This is a genomic window from Mariniflexile aquimaris, assembly GCF_042676825.1.
Lineage (GTDB): Bacteria > Bacteroidota > Bacteroidia > Flavobacteriales > Flavobacteriaceae > Mariniflexile > Mariniflexile aquimaris.
This window is the reverse complement of record NZ_JBHTIB010000008.1, coordinates 253,642-275,534: the sequence shown is the minus strand read 5'-3', so window position 1 is coordinate 275,534 and position 21,893 is coordinate 253,642. Positions and strand designations below refer to the sequence as shown.

The window sequence follows — 21,893 nt, the reverse complement described above, 5'->3', positions numbered from 1 at the left end:
ATTATGAAATATTTAAAATATATCGCTCTAATTTTCATAGGAACTGTTCTCGTTTCTTGTAGCGACTTTTTAGAGCCCGTACCAAGCTCTTCTATAACCACCGATAACTATTATACTTCAGCTGAAGAATTAGAAACTGGATTAATTGGTGCTTATGCTGCTATTAAAGGTATTAATAGTAATGACAAAGACGAAAATCATGGTGTACAGTGGGAATTTTACGTAACTGAAATGCGTAGTGATAATACCAGTACTAAGAGTCCTGATTCCGAAGATGCTTCTGATGCTGGTCAATTAGAAAGTTTAGATGTACTTCCTACAAACAATTTTGTTGGAAATTACTATACTAGCTTTTTTCAAGTAATCTATAGAGCCAATGTTATATTGGCAAATTTAGATGTAGTTGATGACAGTACAAGAAAAACAGCTATTGAGGCTGAAGCTAAATTTTTACGAGCATACGCTTATTTTAATTTAGTTAGACTCTTTGGTGATTTACCGTTGATTGATCGCGTTATAACACCTACTGAAACAGAGATTCAGTTTACAAGAGTTAGTACTAGTTTAATTTACGATTTAATAATATCTGATTTAGAAACTGCTATTAATGGTGGTTTATCTACAACGTATAAAACTAGAGCTACGAAAGCTGCAGCTCAAGGTTTATTAGCAAAAGTATATTTAAGCGCAGATACACCTAATTATACGAAAGCGCAACTTCTATGTGAAGAAATAATTACTAGTGGTAAGTATTCGCTTCAAAGTAGCTTCTATAATGTATTTTATTCTGAAAGAAATTCAGAAATTATTTTCGCTATTGGATACAATAGTGGTATACAAGATAATAGTCAAATTTTCTCTGCAGAATGGATGAATGCTGTTGGAAATACAAGTGGTGTTAATTATGCGACTACAGATGCTGTTGCAGCACTTGATACCTATGGTGGAAATAGAACTGCAGTTTCTTACAGACCAGATCCGCTTACACTATTTGGTGGCACTGTAAGATATCAAGTTGGAAAATATTTTCCTGATGGTGCAACTGGTGGTAGCGACGGGCAAACTTTTACTGGCTTACCGCAACTTGCTGGTAACGACTGGATTGTTTTGCGATATGCAGATATCCTTTTAATGCGTGCAGAAGCAATTTTAGCTGGTGGAGCTGAAACAACAAATTCGAATGCTATTAATTCATATATGGAAGTTCGTGTTAGAGCAGGATTTGATCCCGTAGCAGATCGTCCAACAAAACTTACTAAAGATGCATTATTATTAGAAAGACGTGTGGAGTTTGCTTTCGAAAATCATAGAATGTTCGATTTAATACGTTTTAATGCTGCTCAATCAGTACTTTCAGCATTTTCTATTGCAAATGGATTTGATTTCTCAGCTACAGACTTGTTGTTACCCATTCCTCAGAATGAAATAAATTTAAGTAAAAGTAGCAACACTGTGATGACACAAAATCCAGGCTATAATTAAGATAAACTAATTAAATAAAAAAAGACATGAAAAAAATTAGTAATTTAAAAAAACGCGTATCAGAAATGTGTTTAGGTGCTTTGGCGCTTATAGCTTTCTTTTCAGTTACGTCTTGCGACCCTACTATTGATGCTTTGGCTTTTGATTTACCTGAAGCAAATTCAAAGGAAGATTTAACACCTCCTACCGCTAGTTTTAAAGCTTCGGTAACGGCAGATTATTTATCATACACATTTTCGAATACCTCGTCTAGTGCAACGACTTATCTTTGGAATTATGGAGATGGAAATACATCAACTGGCTTAGATGGAGCAAATACTTTTCCAGCTGAAGGCACTTACACAGTAACATTAACCGCTAGTGATAAACTCGGAAAAACAAGTACATTTACAATGGACATTGAGGTTATTGAACCAGAAGTTCCACCTGCAATTGTTCCTGAGGTTCTTAATGGCGATTTTACAAATGGCATGGACAATTGGAAAGTATCAACATTTACAGGTGGTACAACTTCATCTTTTAATACAAGTTCAGACGGTTCTTGGCTAAACTATGATGGTACAGACAATGGCTCTAAAACAGCAGGTGCAAAATGGACTTTATCTACGTCGGCAGGAGCATATACTAGTTCTTCTACGAGATATGCATATCAAGCAATAGTAGTTACTCCTAACACTCCATATGTATTAGAATATGAATATGCTATTAAAACTGAAGCAGAACAATCTGGTGTTGCCACAGGTGGGAATAGAATCATTGGTGAAATATTAGATGGCCATTTTGCCGATGGTAAAGATGCTGTAGCAAGTTCTAATGCTGGCCCATTAGTGCAACATGTTGGAACACAAGTTTTAGGCAAAACTACTTTTACCAAAGTAAAAGCTGTATTTACCTCGAATGCTACAGGCGAGGTTGCAATTTGGATTTATGCAGTAACCGCTGTAGATGCATACGTTGATAACGTAAAAGTATATCCAGCAAATTAGTATTAAATGAAATATATCCGAAAAGACTTTGTATTAGCTTTAATTTTAGCTTTTCTATCTGTTAACGCTACTTGTCAAGAAAAAGCAAGTAGTGTTACAGATTCGGATTCGAAAGTAGAAAAGCAAGACAAAAAAAAGAAAAAAAAGTACAAATTACCAGACATAGATTTAAGTCACTGGAGCGTAACAACTCCAGAATTAAATGCTAAAGGAGGTGCCATGAATATTGAGCCACCAGCAATTTTAAACTATGCAACAGACGATAGACTTATACCCTATATGTATAACGATTCTACTGCTGGAGCCTTGGTTTTTTATGCCTTTCCAAGTAAAGCTACCACAGCCAATACTAAGTACTCACGTTCAGAATTAAGAGAACAAATGGTGCCTGGTGATAACAATACGAATTGGACGTTTGCGCAAGGAGGCTATATGAAAGGTAAATTAGCGATTGAAGATATTTCTAAAGATTCAAATGGCAAATACCATAAAGTAATCATCATGCAAATTCATGGTCGCTTAACTAACGAACAACGCGATTTAATTGGTCAAAAAGACAACAATGCACCACCAATTTTAAAAATTTATTGGGAAAACGGCAAAATACGAGTAAAAACTAAAGTCTTGAAAAATTTAAGTGCAACTGGAGAAGCTCTTTTACATGAAGACGCCTGGGACGATGATAAAGGATTTAATTTTGAACAAGAAGTTGGATTTGGAAAATTCATATTGGAAGTAAAAGTAACCGAAGGCAAAATGGTAGTTATTTTAAACAATAATGAATATAAAGTGTATGAAGATATCCACATGAGAAAATGGGGAGTCTTTGAAAACTATTTTAAAGCTGGTAATTACTTTCAATCTAGAGATGAAGGGTCTTTTGCAAAAGTAAAATATTACGAATTAGAAGTAAAACATTAATAAATTTAAGACATTAGTTTAAAATTCAATTGTTTAATTTTGCAAGTAAAACTCTGGTTAACCAATTTTAAATAGATCTTATGAAATTAGAAGTATTATCAAAAAACGACAATCAAGAGACACAAAACACCGTAATAAATAAAATTCGGGAGTTAATAAATTATAAAAATTTAGAACCTGATGACAAATTACCTTCAGAACGTATGTTATCTGAAAAGTTTGGAGTTAGTCGTGGTGTTGTTAGAGAAGCCATTCAGAAATTAGAATTCTATGGGCTATTAAAATCTATTCCGCAAAGTGGAACCTTTGTAGCAAATGTAGGAGCTATTGCCATGAATGGGATTGTTGATGATATTATTCAATTAAAAAAACCAGATTTTAAAGCGCTTGTTGAAACTCGAATTTTATTGGAATTAAAAACAGTAAAATTGGCTTCTTTAAGAAGAACGCCGGAAGATTTAAAAGCAATAAAAGAAGCTCTTAATGCATACACAGAAAAGGTACTGAATAATGAAGATGCGGTTCAGGAAGATTTACTGTTTCATTTAGCCATTGCAAAAGCCAGTAAAAATAGTACGATAAATACATTTATGCTGTCAATAACGCCAGAGATTATTATAAATTTTGCAAAATACCATGTTTGCGACGTGGAATTAGCTAGAACTGGAATTGATGAGCATACTGCCATTTATGAGGCAATAAAAAATCAAGATCCTACAACAGCAAAAGAAAAAATGAAAATACATTTTAAAACATTATATCAATATTGTTATAACGTAAAATAAATAACTCATTAAAATAATAATTTGGAAGGCCGTATTACTTAATGCAAAAATTGCATGGTAATCTTCCGTTAACTTAAATTAAAATTATGAAAGTAAAAGGATTACGTTGGTATATTATCGGATTAATATTTCTGGCAACTGTAATAAACTATATTGATAGGAGCGCACTTTCCATTATGTGGGGTGGCGAAAATATTGAAGGTTCAATAGCTCAATCTCTTGGTTTAACAAAATATCATTATGGGTTAATATCCAATGTATTTATGGTCGCCTATGCTTTGGGTCAACTTTTCTCAGGAAAACTATTTGATAAAGTTGGAACAAGGATAGGTTATGTAATAAGTATTGGTGTTTGGGGAATTTCATCGTTCTTACACTCAACTGTACGTGGCTTTTACTCGATATCATTTTTCAGAACTACTTTAGGTTTATCTGAAGCTGGTAACTGGCCAGGTGGTGTAAAAAGTAATGCCGAATGGTTCCCTATTAAAGAACGCGCCATTGCTCAAGGTCTTTTTAATGCCGGAGCGTCTATTGGTTCTGTAATTGCACCACCATTTATTGCTGCATTATTTGTGGCCTTTGGATGGAGAATTACATTTATGATAGTTGGTTCTTTTGGTATTCTTTGGATTATTCCTTGGTTATTAATTAACAAAGCAGGACCAAAAAAACACCCATGGATTACTGAAGAAGAGCAAAAATATATCGTTGCCGGTCAAAGTAAAGCCGATCAGGATGCTACTGAAGACACCAAAGGATTAAGTTTAAAACAAATTCTTTCTCATAAAGAATCTTGGGCTGTTGTAATAGGTCGTTTCTTTTTAGAGCCAATTTGGTGGATATTTGTTACTTGGATGCCTATTTACCTATTTGATGTTTACGGATTTAATGTAAAAGAAGTAGGGATGTTCTTGTGGGTACCTTATGTAGGTGCTGCTGCGGGAAGTATTATTGGTGGATATGTTTCAGGTAAAATTATTGCTAAAACAAATTCAATTGATAAAGGTAGAAAAACAACCATTTTTATTGGTGGCGTAATCATGTTAGCAGGACTTATCGCAACAATACTTATAGGTGATACTGCCGAAAAATTTGTTGCCATTGTATTTTTTGTACTTTTTGGGTTTCAGTTTGCCATTAGTAATGTACAAACATTACCAAGTGACTTTTTTAGCGGAAAATCTGTGGGCTCATTAGCAGGATTAGGTGGAATGATTGGTGTAGTTTCGGTAATTATCATGAACTTTTTAGTTCCTGTAATAGTAGATAACTTCTCTTACACTCCGATATTCGTTGTTATTGCAGTATTTGTACCACTAGGAGTTGGCGCTATTTACTATTTCGCAAAAAATATCGAGTCAGTAGAATAAATTATAAAATTAAAGTAGAGTAAATAAAAATTAATAAATCAAAATTAAGAATATGAGTAATTCAAATGGAAAAGTAGCCGTTATTACCGGAGCAACTGGTGGAATTGGTTTCGAAGTAGCAAAAAGATTAGGTAAAGACGGATACACAGTAGTGTTAAACGGTATAGAAGATGAAATTGGGGCACAAAGAGTTAAAGAACTTACTGCTTTAGGAATCACTTCTGAATATTACGGTTTTGACATGACAAAAGACGAAGAAGTAACTGCAAACATCAAAAAAATTGGTGAGAAATACGGTAAAATTGATGTGCTTGTGAACAATACTGGAGGTATTGGTGTTAGAGCTAGATTTGAAGAAATGACTACTGAACAATATAGATTTGTTATGGCTTTAAACCTTGATTCAGTATTTTATGCTTCAAGAGCTGCAATTCCTTTCCTTAAAAAAGGTGAAAACCCTACAATTATTAACTATACTTCAAATGCTGCATGGAATGGTGCAGGTCCTGGAGCTGGTATATATTCAGTTTCTAAAGGTGGGGTACAATCTATCACTAGAGCTTTAGCTAAAGATTTAGCTGAATATGGCATTAGAGTAAACGCCGTATCTCCTGGTACTATTGATACGCCTTTCCACGCACAAATTAAAGCAACTAAACCAGAAGTTTTTGCTTCTTGGGCAAATAGTGTTTTATTAGGAAGATTAGGTCAACCAGAAGAAGTTGCTTCTGTAGTATCATTCTTAGCTAGTAAAGATGCTTCATTCATTACAGCCGAAACTATCCAAATTGGAGGTGGTCAAGCTTTAGGAATTTAAGTAACAACTTATATAATTTTACAAAACGGTTTAGAGCATTCTAAACCGTTTTTTTTTTTGTAAAATAACGAGTTAATTATACCGGTATCGTTACCTATTCATATTACTACTTTCCCCATCAAATAACAACGCTCTTTCTAAGAACTATAAGCGCATCTTAAGCAAAATGCTTTAACTACACTTTTTAACCATTCATCGTTCTACAAAAGCCCATTCATAGAAAATATAAATTATACAAGTACCTTCTCTTTAAATTTGAAACATCAAACAATTCGCAGCCTATTAAATCGAACAAAATGAGTAAAGGTATATTTTCAACAGTTAAAAGATTATTTAAAACTGTTAGTTCTAACCAAAAAAAAGAAGCATTTAGCTATTCAATAAATAGCAAAAAAGAACAACCAACAATAAAACTAAATACTAAACAAAGCTTTTTGCTTCAAAAGAATTTAAAACATCTAGAATTTATTAACTTTTTAGAAACGCGCTACAGTGAAAAAGCTTTAAATCAATTTCCTGTTGAAATTCTTCAATCGTTTCAAAACATAAAAATGCAAGCGCAAAATAATACGCTTCACATTCTTCAATCTAAAGTGGCATAATCTGCTACAAATATCAAAATCCATTCGTCTACACAAATCTACCTCTCACCTACACTTAATCTCGCTCTACCGAAATAAATATATTACTCCACCTATTATACCTAATTTTCATTATTAAATAAAAAGTGCACTAATATTATTTAAAATGAAAACACTTAAAATATTACTAATAGAAGATGATATGATTGAAGTGATGAAGCTAAACAGAGCTATTTCATCGTTACAATTACCCCATAAAATTATTGAAGCCAATAATGGCGAAGAGGCGCTTCTAATTTTAAAAGATAAAACCAACATTCCTGATATTATTTTGTTAGATTTAAACATGCCTAAAATAAATGGCATCGAGTTTTTATCCATTCTTAAAAACGACGACTCTTTAAAATATGTGCCAACTATTATTCTAACAACCTCTAGTAACCAAAGAGATTTGTTGGCCTGCTATGAAATTGGCATTGCAGGATATATTCTTAAACCATTAAAATATGAAGAATATGTTTCTAAAATTGAAAAATTATTAGGATATTGGAGTATTAATGAATTAAAAAAAATATAAATGAAAGGTATTGTGTTTACAGAATTTTTAGATCTTGTTGAAGATAAGTTCGGACTAGAAATGGTCGATAAAATTATTCAACAATCACAACTGGAATCCAATGGCATTTACACCTCGGTTGGCACTTATAAATTTTCTGAAATGCTTCAGCTTTTACAGCATTTAAGCGAGAATACAAACATTTCTATTGATGATTTACTGTTAGTATATGCCGAACATTTTTTTAGTGTTTTAGAAACCAGTTACCCCGGTTTAATAGCAACCTATAACGACCCGATTGAGATGCTTGCTTCAATAGAAAATCACATTCATATTGAAGTAAGAAAAATTTACCCCGATGCCGAATTACCTACGTTTGAAGTTGTAAATAAAACAGACAATTCATTAATCATGATTTATAAATCTAGTAGGGCGATGCACCATTTTGGACTAGGTTTAATGAATAAAACTTTTGAACATTTTAATTCTACGGCAACCATCGTATTAGAAAAAATTAAAGAAGATGGAACAGAAGTTAAGTTTATAATCAATAAAAATTAATGAGTCAAGAGCAAATTGACATCCTCCAACGCGCTTTAAACCGAGAAAAAGCAGCTCGCAAAGCCGCAGAAAAAATACTTGAAGATAAATCGAGAGAACTTTATATTTCTAATACCAAATTAGAACAACTTAATAAAGATTTAGAATCGTTACTCACCCGCAAAGACTCTCAGTTACAAGGTGTATTCGAAAATATTGTGGACGCCTATGTGATAATCGACCTCGAAGGAAATATAATGAAAATGAATGATGCGGCAGTCGCATTATTAGGTTTTAAAAGTGCCTACGAAGATTTTAACCTTATAAAATTGGTACAACCCCAGGAAAACGAGCGGGTTTTAAAATCATTTAAAGAATTATTAGATAAAGGATCAATCACCAATTTTCATGTTAATATTATAACCAACAAACAAGAAGCTAAAATTGTTCATATAAATGCCAGTATTATTTACGACCAAGGCATTCCTGTTGCTGCTCAAGGCATTGTAAGAGACATTACCAAACAAAAAGAAGACGAAGAACATCTTATAGAATCTGAAAACAGATTAGCCACGCTTATTCTTAATTTAGACAGTGGTGTTGTGCTTGAAGATGAAAACCGCAAAATAGTACTTACTAATAAGAAATTTACGGAACTCTTTAATTTGGATATGACGCCAGACGACTTAAAAGGAATGGACTGTAGAGTTGCTTCAGAGCAAAACAGTATTTTATTTAAGAATCAGGAAGCCTTTATTAAAAGAATGAGTGATATAAATGAAAAAAAGGAAACTGTTCTTGGCGACGAATTAGAAATGGTTAACGGCAACATTTTAGAACGAAATTATATACCCATAGTACAAGGCGGAATAGCTAAAGGTTATTTATGGACGTTTAAGGATGTAACACTTAACAGAACTTACCGTAAAAGTTTAGAGGCCGAAAGACTAAAATATTACAATATTATTTCGAACATGAATCTAGGTCTAGTTGAAGTGGACCTCGATGATAAAATTTTAATGGTAAACCAAAGCTTTATAACCATGACAGGCTATTCCGAAAAAGAATTGATTGGAATTAAAGGAAAAGACCTGCTACCAGTTATCGAAGACAAAGGCTTATTAAAAGAAAAGGTTGAAGACCGTAAAAAAGGTAAAACAGAATCCTACGAATTACGTATAAAAAACAAGCATGGAGACATAAGATATTGGCTAGTAAGTGGTGCTCCTAACTACGATTTAAATGGAAACATCATTGGTTCTATAGGTATTAATTTCGACATCACCGAATTTAAAAACCTACAACTTCAAAAGGAAAACCTATTAAAAAAACTAGAAAAAAGTAACGACGAGTTGCATGAATATGCGCATGTGGTATCGCACGATTTAAAATCACCCTTACGCAGCATCAATGCATTGGTTAGCTGGCTTAAAACCGATAATGAAAATAAATTAGATGATGCCAGTCTTCAAAATTTCGCCTTAATAGAAGCTACCTTAGAAAAAATGGAACAGCTTATAACTGATGTCTTAGAATATTCCAGTATTGGCGCCGAAAACACCGAAAAAGAAACTGTAAACATACATGCAATGGTTAACGATTTACTAAAAATTGTATATGTGCCAGAACATGTTAATGTTACTATTCTAAACACCCTGCCTACCATTAACGGCAATAAAATAAAACTCCAGCAGCTATTTCAAAACCTTATTAGTAATGCCATTAAGTTTATAGATAAAGAAAAAGGCATCATTACAATTAAAGCTGAAGATTTAAATACACACTACAAGTTTTCTATCAGCGACAATGGTATTGGAATCGACAAAAAATTCCACGATAAAATATTTAAAATATTTCATGCTTTGAACAAAAGCAAAGATTCAACCGGTATCGGACTCTCTATTGTTAAAAAAATTATAGAATTACATCAAGGTGAAATATGGTTAGACAGCGAACCAACTATTGGCACAACGTTTCATTTCACACTTAAAAAACAATGATAAAAATCGTTCAACAAAAATATTGTAGCGCTATTTGGAGGTAAAATTTAGCTAAATCTACCTTTGGTATTGGCCCAACATTTTATTTTACATTAAAAAAAGGACCCTATGGAACACCCTAATTTATCATACATTCATAGCATGTCTGGTGGCGACAAAGCTTTCGAACAAAAACTTATAGACATTATTAAATTAGAATTTCCGCAGGAAAAAGAGATTTATTACGCAAACTACGCCGCGAATAATTTTAAGCAAGCTGCAGAAAATGTGCACAAACTTAAACATAAAATTAGTATTTTAGGGCTTGAAAAGAGTTATGCGATTGCCGTAGCATTTGAAGAAAATTTATTGGAAGGAAACACTCATCTTAATGACGAATTCGAATCTATTTTAAATACCATAACTAATTATTTGCAACAGTTGTAATAAAATATTTTATGAATTGTATTATTATTGATGATGAGGCAACCGCCCGAGCCATAATTGGACAATTATGCGCTAATGTTAAAAGCCTTAATGTTTTAGAAGAGTTTCCAAATGCCATTCAAGCCATAAAATATTTAAACCAAAACGAAATTGATTTAATATTTCTGGATATCCATATGCCAGATTTTACAGGGTTCGATTTTATTGAAACCTTAAAAAACCCACCTAAAATTATACTCACTACTTCTGATGCCAATTTTGCAATTCAGGCGTTTGAATATGATTGTATTGTGGATTATTTAGTAAAACCCATTACACCCGAACGTTTTCAAAAAGCCATTCAGAAGGCTGAAAACATCACGACAAAAGTAGAAGAATCTTCAAATTCAGATAAAGAAGTAGCATCTTCTGGCAACGATTTGTATGTTAACATTGATAGACGCCTTATTAAAATTGATATTCCAAGTATTTATTTGGTTGAAGCCAAAGGCGATTATATTCAGGTAAAAACAGAAGACAAAAACTACACGGTACATTCAACGCTTAAAAAAATTGAAGATAAATTACCCGATAGTTTGTTTCTAAAAGTACACCGCTCCTACATTATCAACATCAAAAAAATAATTGATATTGAAGATAATAGTGTTCTTATTAAAAAGGATGTCATTCCGGTAAGTCGTTCAAACAGACCAGAATTAATGAAACGTTTAAATTTACTTTAAGTACTCATCTCCTTCAGTTCGTAAAGCACTAAAAAACGCACTCTATTTTCTGAAAACAGGCTTGTCAAACAAATACCATTTAAAACGCAGTCCAATTTCGGTAAAAGTAAACCCAGCGGCAGTTGCCGAGGCAATATTACTTCGTGTTCCAAAAATATTTGCTAAACAACGCTCGGAGAATTTAAAACCAAGTTTTCCTTGAAACCTGTAAGTGCTTTGGCTGCTAGCGTCTTCAATATATTGTAAACCCGCAGCAGCAGTTAGTTCGTAGAACCATTCGTTTGGTTTTGTAATTACTTCGTCTTTAATTAAATTAACAAACACCTCGGCAGCATTAAATTTATCGGGACTAAAATAAACCGTAGGCACCTGGTTTTTAAAGCTGATGTACTGGTAATTAAAACCCGCCTTTAATGACGGTTTGCTTAAAATAGTATAGTATAAAGACGTAAACAACAGGTTTCGGGTATTATCATCGTTTTGCGAGGTGTAATAGTACTGTGTAAACCAACCTAAGTTGAAATTAGTACTCAAGTTGTAATTCGCATAATAATTGTTCATCACAATTTCTCGGTCTAATAAATCGGCATTAAAACTCTGTATTTCGCGTTTGTAACCAATATCTAAAGTCTGTAATTTAAATGGTTTGATGTTAAACGAAATATCTGTGAGTAGTTGAGCGTACTCACTACTTTCTGCTTTTGCCGAAGTAATTCCTGCCATACCTTTAAACACCACATTTGAAAGTAATTGATAGGATAAGCCCAATGAAAAATCGTTAGATGTAGCTTTATTATTGGTCACCGTATTATTGGTAGTTCGGTAGCCATAGTTACCTAAAAGTTTAAATTTTAAAGACAGCGGAAATTCTAATGTATTTTGAAAAGAAAAAGCTTCGTTATCACCATTATCAAAGCTATAGCTTGCTTTCCCATCATAAAAAGGCGTAAAACTTGTGTTTAAATCTTTTATAAAATTGGTAGCATCTTTTTGGTTCTTATAGAATTTCAGCGTATTTTCGGCAGACGCATAAGCATCCTTATAAAAACCCAAGGCTTTTTTAGCATTCGCTTTTCCTAAGTTACCATCGAACGACGTGCTGTCGTTTACTAAAATCTGATTGTAATCAGTAACACTCTTTTTAAAATCGCTTTTATAAATATTTAATGTAGCGCGCAATGCCAATAACCAGTTTTCGTTAGGCTTGCTTTCTATTAAATTTGAAATAAGCAGGTTTGCTGTTTTATACTTTTTGTTCCAAATTAAAGCCTGAATGTAACGTTCTGCAGTGGGTTGAACCAATTTTGGCTCTGTATCTGCACCTAAGCTCAAAAAAGCTTGCTCGCTTAATTGTAATGCCTCCTTCTCTTTCCCGTTTAAATGAGAAACTAAAGCTAATCCATTTAATGATATAAGCTTGTTTTCTGGATTTTCAGCTAACAAATTATAGATTCTTTTAGCGTCTTCTAACCTGTTTGCAATTAAATATAGGTTAGCTAAATTGATTAAAGTGTCTTTATCGTTATTAAAAAGTTTCAGGTTTTCTTTTAAAAGCGCTTCGGCTTCCTCATATTTTTGGGCTTGCTGTTTTTGGTAGGCATAGCCTAAATACATGTATTTTTTAGAGTTTAATGCATTTGGGTTTCCAGGTAAAACCTCTAAGGCTTTATTCACATAAATTAATGCATCTTCATATGCTTTTAAATTAGATAGTGTATTCGCATAACTTAAAAGTGCCGGAAAACTTTTAGAATCTTCTTCAATTAAAGTTTTAAAATAGGTTTTGGCTTCCTTACACTTTTTATTCCAAAGTAAGGCTTCCCCATAATTCAATTTCACCTCAAAATCGTTTGGAAAATCGTTTAGTAAGTTGGTGAAAAGATGTTCTGCCTTTTCAGGATTACTGTTTAACCCGACAGCTCTTCCGTAACATAATCGCGCTGTTTTGTTGTCTGGGTATTCCTTTAAAATGATTTCAAAAAAAGTTTCCGCTTCAGCGTATTTCCCCGTTTCTAAATACGTAAAACCTTCTTGCATATTTTGTGAAAACGCGACACTTGTAAAGAGCAGCAGGCATAATTTAAGGTAATAATTATAGGGCATCTGGTATGTTTTTTATCATACGGCAAGTTAAGCATTACAATCCAATCATTCGTCTACAGTAAACCGCAACTCACCGAAATTTAACCGCCTCCTGTTGAATCATGAAAGATATTTGCATCAGAAATAACAAATAACCCCAAAAAATGATGCAACTACTTTCGATAATAAAAACAAGAAAAATTTCACCAGAACAGCTATTCATGTTAAGTGTTTTAGCGGTAAATGGCGGAAACTATTTGTACAACCTTATTTTGGGTCGTTTGTTAGGTCCGGAACAATTTGCCGATGCCGCAGTACTCATAACATTTCTATTGGTACTATCATTTGTTGCCATGACGTTTCAATTAGTCACTGCTAAATTTTCGGTAGTTTTCGAAAGCAATGTGTTTAGTAGTTTTATTTCAAAAGTTTATAAAAATGCGTTGTTAGTCGGCATCAGTTTAGGTGTTTTAATCATTGGTTTTTCAAATCAGTTACAAGCCATATTTAATACATCTTCTTCTAGCATGTTTGTTATCTTCGGAATAGGTGTGCCACTCTATTTTATAATGAGTGTAAACCGTGGGGTGTTTCAAGGTAAAAAAGCCTTCAAATCGCTCTCCATTACCTATCAGGGTGAAATGTTAAGCAGATTGCTGATTACTTTAGGATTGATTTTTCTGTTTAATATTCAGTCTTCCGTGGTAATTGCTATTGGTATTTTAATCTCGTTTATTTTCGGATTATATCCATTTAAAACGAAGCATATTTCGTTTAAAATGACTTTTATTAATCCGGCTCATAGTAAACAAATAAGAAACTTTTTTATTCTTACGGCGTTTTACGAGCTAACGCAAATCATTATAAACAACAGCGATATTTTATTGGTAAAACACTATTTTGAATCGTACGAAGCCGGTTTGTATGCATCTTTGGCTTTAATAGGACGAATTGTATATTTTATAGCTTGGATGTTTGTAATGCTGTTATTACCAACCGTAATTCAACTTAAAAAAGAAGGAAAAGATACGGCGCCTATTCTATTCAAATATGTGGGCTACATTGCAACCATTGCGCTAATCATAGTACTTACCTGCGCCATTTTTCCAAAATTGATGATCACTCTGTTGTTTGGCGAGTGTTATTTGCCAATGGCACCATTATTATGGAAATATGCCATCGCGACCGGTATGTTTGCCGTATCTAACATATTTGCTTACTACTACTTGTCTTTAGATAAATATGTACCGGTAATTATTTCTGGTGTGTTTGGTATGCTTCAAATGGTGTTGGTTATTTTCTATCACGAAAGTTTAGAACAAGTGGTTCATATGCAAATAATAGCTATGATTTTACTCCTTATCATTCAAATTACATTCTTCAAACTCAATACTAAAAACAGCTTAATCTAAAGCAAATTACCATTCGTCTACACTAATGGTCAGTCCAACTAAGGTCGCCGCTTTTTTGAAATTATAAACCCCAAATTTGTATCATAATTAAAAATAAAAGAATCATGAAATTAGCAATTTTAACCGCATATCCACCAAGTAAAGTCACTTTAAACGAGTACGCTTATCATCTGGTTAAACACTTCAGACAAAAAGAAGAAGTGACAGAATTAATTTTATTAACCGATAAAACGGAAGGTGAAAAAGATTTAGAATTTACCGAAGCTGGTTGCAAAATTACCGTTAAAGAATGCTGGGAGTTTAATAGTTACACAAACTTATTTAAAGTAACAAAGGCTATCAATAAAACAAAACCAGATGCTGTATTATTCAATTTGCAGTTTATGAAATTTGGCGATAAAAAAATAGCCGCCGCTTTGGGCTTAATGTTACCGCTGGTTTGTAAGTTAAAAAGCATCCCAAATATTGTATTGCTCCATAATATTTTAGAGGAAGTAGATTTAGGAACTGCAGGCTTTACGAGTAATAAATTAATGCAAAAACTTTATGGTTTTATAGGAACCACCTTAACGAAACTTATTTTACAAGCCGATACTGTTGCGGTAACTATTGAAAAATATGTAGATGTTTTAGAGAAAAAATACAATGCTAAAAATGTGAAACTCATACCTCACGGCAGCTTCGAAATTCCTGAAGAACCAGATTATATTGTACCTACCGAACCTATGCAAATTATGACCTTTGGAAAGTTTGGTACTTATAAAAAAGTAGAACCTATGATTGAAGCTGTTGAAAAAGTAAGAGCATCTACAGGCTTAAATTTAGAAATTGTAATTGCAGGAACCGACAACCCAAATGTTCCTGGATATTTAGCAAAAGTTCAAGAAGATTACAAGCATGTGCCACAAGTACGTTTTAAAGGTTATGTTGAAGAAAACGAGGTGCCAACCTTGTTTAATGATAGTACGGTTGTTGTTTTTCCATACACATCTACCACAGGAAGTTCTGGTGTGTTGCATCAAGCTGGTAGTTATGGAAAAGCAGTGGTAATGCCCGATTTAGGCGACTTAGCACATTTGGTTAAAGATGAAGGTTACCAAGGCGAATTTTTCGAACCAACCAGTGTTGAAAGTTTAGCCAAAGCCATTAAAACTATTGTAACCAATGATTCCTATAGAATTGCTTTAGGAAAAGCTAATTACAAAGCTGCTACCGCTTTACCTATGAGTAAAATAGCCGCAATGTATTTAGAAACCTTTGACGCTATTATCAATGCTAAAAATCCTTCGGAAGTACAAACCACTGAAGGTCTTATGGCTTAGAAATATATTTGAATGCCGGTTTAGTCTCTCCATTTTGGTTAATAAATCCAAAATGTTCTTGAACCCGTTTTCTCCAAGGAAGTCTTCCAACGACTTCCTTTGGTATTTCTGCAAAGTCGTATAATGTCCAGGATATGTAAGGAATATTATTTTTAGCAATTACTTCCTGAACCTTTTTGTGATATTCAGCCTGAGCTTTTTCCGAATTCCCAAAAGGTTTCCATAAACCACGATATGACGACATTCCATACTCTCCCAAAACAATGGGTTTATCAGCAATCTTTATTTTTAACTGTTTGTATTTTTGGGGTAACAGGTTTAAATCTTCGTAATAATGAAACGATACAAAATCAACATTGTTTTTTAACAACGACGCACTTTGGGTATTCGACCAGCCAATAGTAACGGCATGTAAGGTATCGATAGATTTTACATAGCCGACCATATTTTTTAACCAACCCACTACTTTTTCCTTTCCTCTGGCTTTAAAATCTAGATTTGGTTCGTTTTTAACATCCCAAGCCAAAAGAGCCTTGTGGTTTTTTAATGCTTCAACAATTTTTTCAGCATGCCGTTCATTTAAAGTCCAGTCTAAAACCGAATAATCCCCATAAAAATCGAATAAGGTTACAATGACCTTTAAGTTATTTTTTTCTGCGGCATCTAAAGTTTTTAAGAGTTGATTAAGCTTCAAGGTGTTAACATTCGCTTTACCAAAATCTTCATAAGGCACAAAAATCCGAATGGTATTTAGTCCGGCTTCTTTTATTATTTTAAAATCTTTTGAAACAATACTTATATTAAATTTTTCGCCAAACATATCCCATGGCGATGCTTTTGGATAGTAATTAATCCCTTTAATATCAATACCCAAAACATCTACATAACGGGCTGTATTCGGGTTTTCGACAACTGCTTGTTTTACTAAATGCCTGATGCGCCAAAAACCATCTTCCAACAAAAGAACGACCTTATAAGACGCTGTTTCGGTAGTTTCTAAAACGAATGCCTCTCGTTTATAGATGCGGTTATATTGTTTAACATTAGCATCTGTTAGTACCACTAATTGGCCGTCTTCACTAAAAAAATCTAGTGCTAAGTGATGCTCTAAGGTACTGGCTTCAATATGTATTTTTTGTTCTTTATTTAAGTTTATAAAATTGAAGATGTTTTCTCTAGCACTTTCGGTATAATAATCTTCAATACCTGTTGTCTCGTTAGTATTGTAGGCTAGCAATTTTACATACCAAGCGTCTAAATAATCGTTTTCTATTTTTTTAAGTGTTTGCACATCCATTAAACGGCCTTCATTGCTAATGGAATCCCAAATTATTTTAGGCAAATATTGATCGGCTTTTTTAATTTCGGTATGAAGCATTTTACTTCTGTCTGCTCCCGTATTTAAATAACTATATAACGCCCCAATGCCTAATGTAACTAAGGCAATTATCATTATATAAAATGCCATTAAAACGGTTCGAATAATTTTTCTAGTTATAGACATTACTGTAAAATTTTGTTTTCGTACACATTTTCAATTCCTGCAGTTTCAATTTTAAAAGTATAGTCGCCACTTTTATAAATATCATCATGAAGCAAAAAGACAACTTTCCCATAATTGGAATATTTTACCACAGAATCTAACAAAACACCATCGCTATAAATATGCAAGGTTACTTTTAATCCGTCTGGAATTAATTGATTCATATAACTTCTTAACGGACCAACAGTAAGCTGACGATTATTTTCTGTAAAACTGGTTTCGAACTCGTTAATTACACCTTTATAAAAGAGATTAATGGTGTTACTTTCTGCCATACCTTCAATAATGGCTTTTACAATCCAATCGTTTTCTCTATCGGGATGAATCATTTTTGCTGTCGCTACTCCATCGATGGTAGTTCCAGACGTTTTTAAAATTGAACCTTTTGCTGTTGTGATAAAAAATTCAACATAAGTTCCGTCGGCAACCATATTATTATATCGGTCTTTTATTTGTGAAGTGGTAAAAGTGGTTATTTGATTCCCATCGGCATAATCGTGTATGCGTTTAGCCGAAATATAAAAATTGGTTGGTATCGCCGGTAAAACCTGAATATCAAATTCTTTTGAACTGGCACCGAAACTTTCTGATCCTATTATAATTTTACCTGTTTGTAATGGTGAAAAAATAGTTTTGTAAGCAATTAAGTTCTTGGTATAAACCTCCTCTGAAACTTCTGAAGTTAGAAACTGATGCTTCACGTTAACAAGCGTACTATCTTTAGCTGGGTTATCGAAAGCATCGGTAGGAATTACAACCAACATAGTAAAATCGGTTCCGCCAGCCTCTATACTTGGTGGCCCTAAATAGGTTTCCATTTCTGATACTTGTTCTTGAGCTATAATTTTTAATTGCCCTGATAAAATTTTGTTTTTACTCAGCAACTTCCAACTGGCTATTCCTTTTTTATGTGAAATAGCAGACGGGATCTTATAATAGAGAATATTATTTTTTAGCTTAGCATTAATCAGCGTCTCGCCATAACTATTAGAATAGTACAAAACAGGCATTGCTTTGCTATTTGTTGAAAACTGAAGCTCTACCGTTTCTCCGGCCACAAATACCGTTTTAGTAGTTAAAAGCGTCATCGTCCCGTTGCTTCGTCTATCTTGGATTACGATAAATGAAGATGATGTAATAACTATCAATAAAAGCAGATATGTTAATTTATTTTTCATCAATTCGGACTTCCTATATAACTGTTTAATTCAATTTTGATATACTTAAAAAAGTTGTGTTCAATAGGTTGTAATAAACCAGCTGATTGATTTACAATTCTATTAGGAACCACTTTGGTTGAAATATTTTTATTCGGCAAGCCATTCACAAAACAGTGAGTCATATCATCGTTTATTACTTGTAACTTTTCAACTTTCAAAACGGGCAGGTTAAAACTTTGCTTACGTTGCTGACGGATACCTTCTTTCACAAACAGATGGTCTACCCAAACTAATTGCTTGTTGTCATCATAATACGTTATTAGTAATTGTGGGATGGTAACTTCCTGCAATCCGCCGTTAAATAAACTTCCTGAGATGGTAGTTCCAGTAACATTAATCTCATTAATTACCACATCTTTAAATAAATCGGAACTAGAAACATTACCCGCTGCCTGAATATTGAATTTTGTTGGCTGCTCACTAAAAGCAACTGGTGTAAATTCATCTGGATTGAACGTTTTAGGTATTGAATCCTTTGTTTTAGACCAGGCAATGCCTTCAAAATTAATTTTAAAACTACTCACCTCTTTTGGCATAAGCTTATGTTTTAAATGAAATTTTGCGTTATAAGATGCCAGTTCTTTATTGTTGTTATTGTATAGGGTTCCTTTTAAAACCACATCTGCTGGCACATTATCTATATTTTGAATTTCACCAACAATGGCATAGTGGTTTTCGTATTTTACCAATTTTGCCGATAAAATTTCTAATACAGGTTGTTTCAGTACATCTTCATGATGGGTTTGTTCGGTAGTAATTCTTCTTCTTCCCTGATTGAAATATTTCGTTACATTTTGTGAATATAATTGGTCTGGTGGCAAATCGAAATCTAAGTTTTCTGGTTGTAAAAACCATTTCCCCTTATGATTCACCAAAGTTTTAAAATCAGTTTTACTTATTTTCTCTAAAGGTGTAATCCAATCGGTTTCCACTTTAGCGGTTGCTAAACTGTCGGTTCTATTGGTGATGGTGGTTTTAATGGACTCTAATTTTGCATAAGAGCTTAACAAACCATCGGTCACCGAAATTTCTAACATATACTGCGAAATACTTAAGTTGCTTTCGGGATCGATTAAACTATGAGCTTTTTCAAATTCTTTAAAATCTAGCGCATCGTAATAAGCCATTACTGCATTGGTTGGTGTGCGTTGTGTATCGTTCTTTATATAAAAAATATACATCCCATAAACCACCAAAATTGCCAGTAACACCGACCAAACATGTGTAATTCGCAATACGGCTCTCGAAAACTTACTATAATTATTTCTGAATTTTAAAAATTCCGGAGGCCTTTTCCCTTTTGTTTTTAACGCCAACATTAACAACAATTGCACATTAAAAATAAACGCGAGTATCACTGTAAGAAATGGCATAGTACCCCATAAAACTTTTTGCCAAGTAGCCACATCCTCTTTTGGTAAAATGGTAGATAATGGCGGAACATTTAACTTTTCCCAAACCATAATACCATTTTCTAATTGACGTAATCGCTGCCAGCCACAGAAATATAATATCGGGTCGTAAAACTTATCGTTAGAAAAAATATACTTCAGATTATATTTTTCTGGCACTGTTAAAAACTGTTGTAGCGAGCCAATGCCTTCTACCCCTTTAAATTTTGAATTTTCTAAACGTTCAATAGCTCGGGTGGTAAGCTCGGGCAATCGTCTTGCCGAATGGTAATTCCCATCTACTGTTAAAGCTTTTGTCTGTGCACTTAACCACGCCATCTGATCGCCAAATCCTAAAGTAAGATAGCGCCAATGGTCATGCTGATCCTGATTTAAGAAATTTACAATCGGCAACATTTTTATCTGTTGTGGTTGCGAGGGTCTAAAATAGCCCAAGCTCATGGTGAAAATGGTCATAAATAAAAACAATCCCGCCAAAATACCTCCGATTAACCGGTGATAAACCGCTCCAAATTTATCTTGAATTAAAGCTCTTAAATCTCCTTCAACAAAACGAAAAGTAAATTCACCAAAAATAGGTAAGGACATAATGGATGCCCACAGTGTAAACCTGTCTAATGTTAAAATATTAAAAGCTGTTTCTCCTAAAAAAAGCCTTGGAATTGACGTAGTGCCTCCCGTACCTAAAACCGTTAAAATAGTTATGGACAATCCAAAAAACAAGTAGCGCTTGCTGTAATAGCGGTAAAATATATAGGGCAATAAAATGAGCAGTACGCCCCAAGGAATCAAAAAGAACACCAACCCCGACGAAGTAATTTCTAAAAAATTATCTCTCGACCCATGAGGAATGGGTACTTGGGTAATTGGATTTTCTTTAGAGTTTAGCCAATAAGGTAATATACAGGTTATAATTATTACCAAAGACAGCATACCAAAGCTTATTATGCGCTTAAATAATTTAAAAAAACTCTTTAGAAATATTTTAAACGTAACGTCTTTTATAGTATTTACTTGCTCGCTGGAAACATCCATTATAACCGTTCCAATTAACGGAAAAATAAAAAATACCATCCCAAATATCGGCGTTACATGATGCGATGTAACGGTTACAGCAATTAGAGATAATGATGTAAATAAATAACGATACTTACCCGTTTTTAACCATAAATAAATTTCCGGTAAGGCATGCATTAATACCGAAATACCAATAATACTCGGTAATTGACCGAATACGTGAAGGGTTTCTACAAAAGAAGATGAAAAAACCGCGAGTAATGCGGCATATCCTGCAACCGTTTTATTAGCCGTTATTAATAAGGAAAACCTATAAACCCCGGTAATAAATAATACAATACTAATTAGCGCAACGGTAAAGAGTCCAAATTTTAAGCCTCCAACTAAAGAAAGTAATCCAATGGCTTGATGTACCAAAGGTGGATAACTCATAACTGTAAATCCGGTATACCACTTATAGTTCCAAGGTTCGAACCAACTATGCGCATAGTGGTCTGCAAAAAACAAGTGGATAAGCGCATCGTAGGTAGTTTCCAAAGTAAAAAAAATGGAAGCGCCATGAAATGCTAAACCTAAAAGTAAAGCTACTATTAAATATTTGTTAGTTTTCTCGCTATTCAATCTCGTAAAATTTCTTAGGTAAAGATAAATAAATTGCCCTGAGGTTTCATATTTAATTATCTACACAAAATTACC

At 33.5% G+C, this 21,893-nt stretch carries 18 protein-coding genes; 14 read left to right on the top strand and 4 right to left on the bottom strand.

The features are described from left to right. Window positions 1–3 precede the first annotated feature (3 nt). From ACFQ0I_RS06105 to ACFQ0I_RS06050, 12 genes are all read left to right on the top strand, one after another. A complete protein-coding gene (locus ACFQ0I_RS06105) occupies window positions 4–1,482 on the top strand; it encodes a RagB/SusD family nutrient uptake outer membrane protein (protein ID WP_379940395.1) in 1,479 nt (492 codons plus the stop codon). A 26-nt stretch (window positions 1,483–1,508) separates the two neighbouring features. After that, window positions 1,509–2,468 carry a PKD domain-containing protein gene (locus ACFQ0I_RS06100; protein WP_379940393.1) on the top strand — a complete coding sequence of 320 codons (960 nt, stop codon included), beginning with the start codon at window positions 1,509–1,511 and terminating at the stop codon, window positions 2,466–2,468. A gap of 6 nt (window positions 2,469–2,474) precedes the next feature. Next, window positions 2,475–3,389, top strand: a complete 915-nt coding sequence (locus ACFQ0I_RS06095; RefSeq protein WP_379940392.1) for a polysaccharide lyase family 7 protein — start codon at window positions 2,475–2,477, stop codon at window positions 3,387–3,389. 80 nt (window positions 3,390–3,469) lie between these two features. Beyond that, window positions 3,470–4,174, top strand: coding sequence for a FadR/GntR family transcriptional regulator (locus tag ACFQ0I_RS06090; protein ID WP_379940390.1), 705 nt, complete (start codon window positions 3,470–3,472; stop codon window positions 4,172–4,174). Between the two features lie 86 nt (window positions 4,175–4,260). After that, the gene (locus ACFQ0I_RS06085) at window positions 4,261–5,547 is read left to right on the top strand and encodes an MFS transporter (RefSeq protein ID WP_379940388.1); all 1,287 of its coding nucleotides are present in this window, start codon (window positions 4,261–4,263) and stop codon (window positions 5,545–5,547) included. A gap of 52 nt (window positions 5,548–5,599) precedes the next feature. Beyond that, window positions 5,600–6,364, top strand: a complete 765-nt coding sequence (locus ACFQ0I_RS06080; RefSeq protein ID WP_379940386.1) for an SDR family NAD(P)-dependent oxidoreductase — start codon at window positions 5,600–5,602, stop codon at window positions 6,362–6,364. A 296-nt stretch (window positions 6,365–6,660) separates the two neighbouring features. After that, a complete protein-coding gene (locus ACFQ0I_RS06075; RefSeq protein ID WP_379940385.1) occupies window positions 6,661–6,966 on the top strand; it encodes a hypothetical protein in 306 nt (101 codons plus the stop codon). A 145-nt stretch (window positions 6,967–7,111) separates the two neighbouring features. After that, window positions 7,112–7,522: a response regulator gene (locus ACFQ0I_RS06070; RefSeq protein WP_379940384.1), complete on the top strand. Its 411-nt coding sequence runs from the start codon at window positions 7,112–7,114 to the stop codon at window positions 7,520–7,522. After that, window positions 7,523–8,062, top strand: a complete 540-nt coding sequence (locus ACFQ0I_RS06065) for a heme NO-binding domain-containing protein (RefSeq protein ID WP_379940382.1) — start codon at window positions 7,523–7,525, stop codon at window positions 8,060–8,062. Beyond that, on the top strand, window positions 8,062–10,041 hold the full coding sequence (locus ACFQ0I_RS06060; protein WP_379940380.1) for a PAS domain S-box protein: 1,980 nt from the start codon (window positions 8,062–8,064) through the stop codon (window positions 10,039–10,041). The genes ACFQ0I_RS06065 and ACFQ0I_RS06060 overlap by 1 nt, the downstream gene beginning before the upstream one ends. Before the next feature lie 108 nt (window positions 10,042–10,149). Further along, window positions 10,150–10,467, top strand: a complete 318-nt coding sequence (locus ACFQ0I_RS06055) for an Hpt domain-containing protein (protein ID WP_379940379.1) — start codon at window positions 10,150–10,152, stop codon at window positions 10,465–10,467. 11 nt (window positions 10,468–10,478) lie between these two features. After that, entirely contained in the window at window positions 10,479–11,189 is a 711-nt protein-coding gene (locus tag ACFQ0I_RS06050) for a LytR/AlgR family response regulator transcription factor (protein ID WP_379940378.1), read from the top strand. A 42-nt stretch (window positions 11,190–11,231) separates the two neighbouring features. On the opposite strand, the gene ACFQ0I_RS06045 is transcribed toward ACFQ0I_RS06050, so the two are convergent. After that, window positions 11,232–13,226: a tetratricopeptide repeat protein gene (locus tag ACFQ0I_RS06045; protein WP_379940376.1), complete on the bottom strand. Its 1,995-nt coding sequence runs from the start codon at window positions 13,224–13,226 to the stop codon at window positions 11,232–11,234. Window positions 13,227–13,438: 212 nt separating this feature from the next. On the opposite strand from ACFQ0I_RS06045, the gene ACFQ0I_RS06040 reads away from it, so the two are divergent. Beyond that, window positions 13,439–14,683, top strand: coding sequence for an oligosaccharide flippase family protein (locus ACFQ0I_RS06040; RefSeq protein WP_379941047.1), 1,245 nt, complete (start codon window positions 13,439–13,441; stop codon window positions 14,681–14,683). Window positions 14,684–14,787: 104 nt separating this feature from the next. Further along, a complete protein-coding gene (locus ACFQ0I_RS06035) occupies window positions 14,788–16,005 on the top strand; it encodes a glycosyltransferase (RefSeq protein ID WP_379940374.1) in 1,218 nt (405 codons plus the stop codon). Here the strand turns inward: ACFQ0I_RS06035 and ACFQ0I_RS06030 are convergent. The 3 genes from ACFQ0I_RS06030 to ACFQ0I_RS06020 are packed head-to-tail and all read right to left on the bottom strand — an operon-like array spanning window position 15,995 to window position 21,818. Beyond that, window positions 15,995–17,509 carry a cellulase family glycosylhydrolase gene (locus ACFQ0I_RS06030; RefSeq protein ID WP_379940373.1) on the bottom strand — a complete coding sequence of 505 codons (1,515 nt, stop codon included), beginning with the start codon at window positions 17,507–17,509 and terminating at the stop codon, window positions 15,995–15,997. The genes ACFQ0I_RS06035 and ACFQ0I_RS06030 overlap by 11 nt on opposite strands. Continuing rightward, window positions 17,509–18,726: a hypothetical protein gene (locus ACFQ0I_RS06025; RefSeq protein WP_379940371.1), complete on the bottom strand. Its 1,218-nt coding sequence runs from the start codon at window positions 18,724–18,726 to the stop codon at window positions 17,509–17,511. The genes ACFQ0I_RS06030 and ACFQ0I_RS06025 overlap by 1 nt, the downstream gene beginning before the upstream one ends. Then, window positions 18,726–21,818 carry a hypothetical protein gene (locus tag ACFQ0I_RS06020; protein WP_379940369.1) on the bottom strand — a complete coding sequence of 1,031 codons (3,093 nt, stop codon included), beginning with the start codon at window positions 21,816–21,818 and terminating at the stop codon, window positions 18,726–18,728. The genes ACFQ0I_RS06025 and ACFQ0I_RS06020 overlap by 1 nt, the downstream gene beginning before the upstream one ends. Between the last annotated feature and the right edge of the window lie 75 nt (window positions 21,819–21,893).

Excerpts from the sequence above, each read along its gene's own strand:
- ACFQ0I_RS06030 (WP_379940373.1), bottom strand. The coding sequence starts at position 17,509 with ATGTCTATAACTAGAAAAATTATTCGAACCGTTTTAATGGCATTTTAT.
- ACFQ0I_RS06070 (WP_379940384.1), top strand. The coding sequence starts at position 7,112 with ATGAAAACACTTAAAATATTACTAATAGAAGATGATATGATTGAAGTG.
- ACFQ0I_RS06085 (WP_379940388.1), top strand. The coding sequence starts at position 4,261 with ATGAAAGTAAAAGGATTACGTTGGTATATTATCGGATTAATATTTCTG.
- ACFQ0I_RS06105 (WP_379940395.1), top strand. The coding sequence starts at position 4 with ATGAAATATTTAAAATATATCGCTCTAATTTTCATAGGAACTGTTCTC.
- ACFQ0I_RS06055 (WP_379940379.1), top strand. The coding sequence starts at position 10,150 with ATGGAACACCCTAATTTATCATACATTCATAGCATGTCTGGTGGCGAC.
- ACFQ0I_RS06050 (WP_379940378.1), top strand. The coding sequence starts at position 10,479 with ATGAATTGTATTATTATTGATGATGAGGCAACCGCCCGAGCCATAATT.
- ACFQ0I_RS06060 (WP_379940380.1), top strand. The coding sequence starts at position 8,062 with ATGAGTCAAGAGCAAATTGACATCCTCCAACGCGCTTTAAACCGAGAA.
- ACFQ0I_RS06095 (WP_379940392.1), top strand. The coding sequence starts at position 2,475 with ATGAAATATATCCGAAAAGACTTTGTATTAGCTTTAATTTTAGCTTTT.
- ACFQ0I_RS06090 (WP_379940390.1), top strand. The coding sequence starts at position 3,470 with ATGAAATTAGAAGTATTATCAAAAAACGACAATCAAGAGACACAAAAC.
- ACFQ0I_RS06035 (WP_379940374.1), top strand. The coding sequence starts at position 14,788 with ATGAAATTAGCAATTTTAACCGCATATCCACCAAGTAAAGTCACTTTA.
- ACFQ0I_RS06080 (WP_379940386.1), top strand. The coding sequence starts at position 5,600 with ATGAGTAATTCAAATGGAAAAGTAGCCGTTATTACCGGAGCAACTGGT.
- ACFQ0I_RS06040 (WP_379941047.1), top strand. The coding sequence starts at position 13,439 with ATGCAACTACTTTCGATAATAAAAACAAGAAAAATTTCACCAGAACAG.
- ACFQ0I_RS06100 (WP_379940393.1), top strand. The coding sequence starts at position 1,509 with ATGAAAAAAATTAGTAATTTAAAAAAACGCGTATCAGAAATGTGTTTA.
- ACFQ0I_RS06025 (WP_379940371.1), bottom strand. The coding sequence starts at position 18,726 with ATGAAAAATAAATTAACATATCTGCTTTTATTGATAGTTATTACATCA.
- ACFQ0I_RS06065 (WP_379940382.1), top strand. The coding sequence starts at position 7,523 with ATGAAAGGTATTGTGTTTACAGAATTTTTAGATCTTGTTGAAGATAAG.
- ACFQ0I_RS06075 (WP_379940385.1), top strand. The coding sequence starts at position 6,661 with ATGAGTAAAGGTATATTTTCAACAGTTAAAAGATTATTTAAAACTGTT.
- ACFQ0I_RS06045 (WP_379940376.1), bottom strand. The coding sequence starts at position 13,226 with ATGCAAGAAGGTTTTACGTATTTAGAAACGGGGAAATACGCTGAAGCG.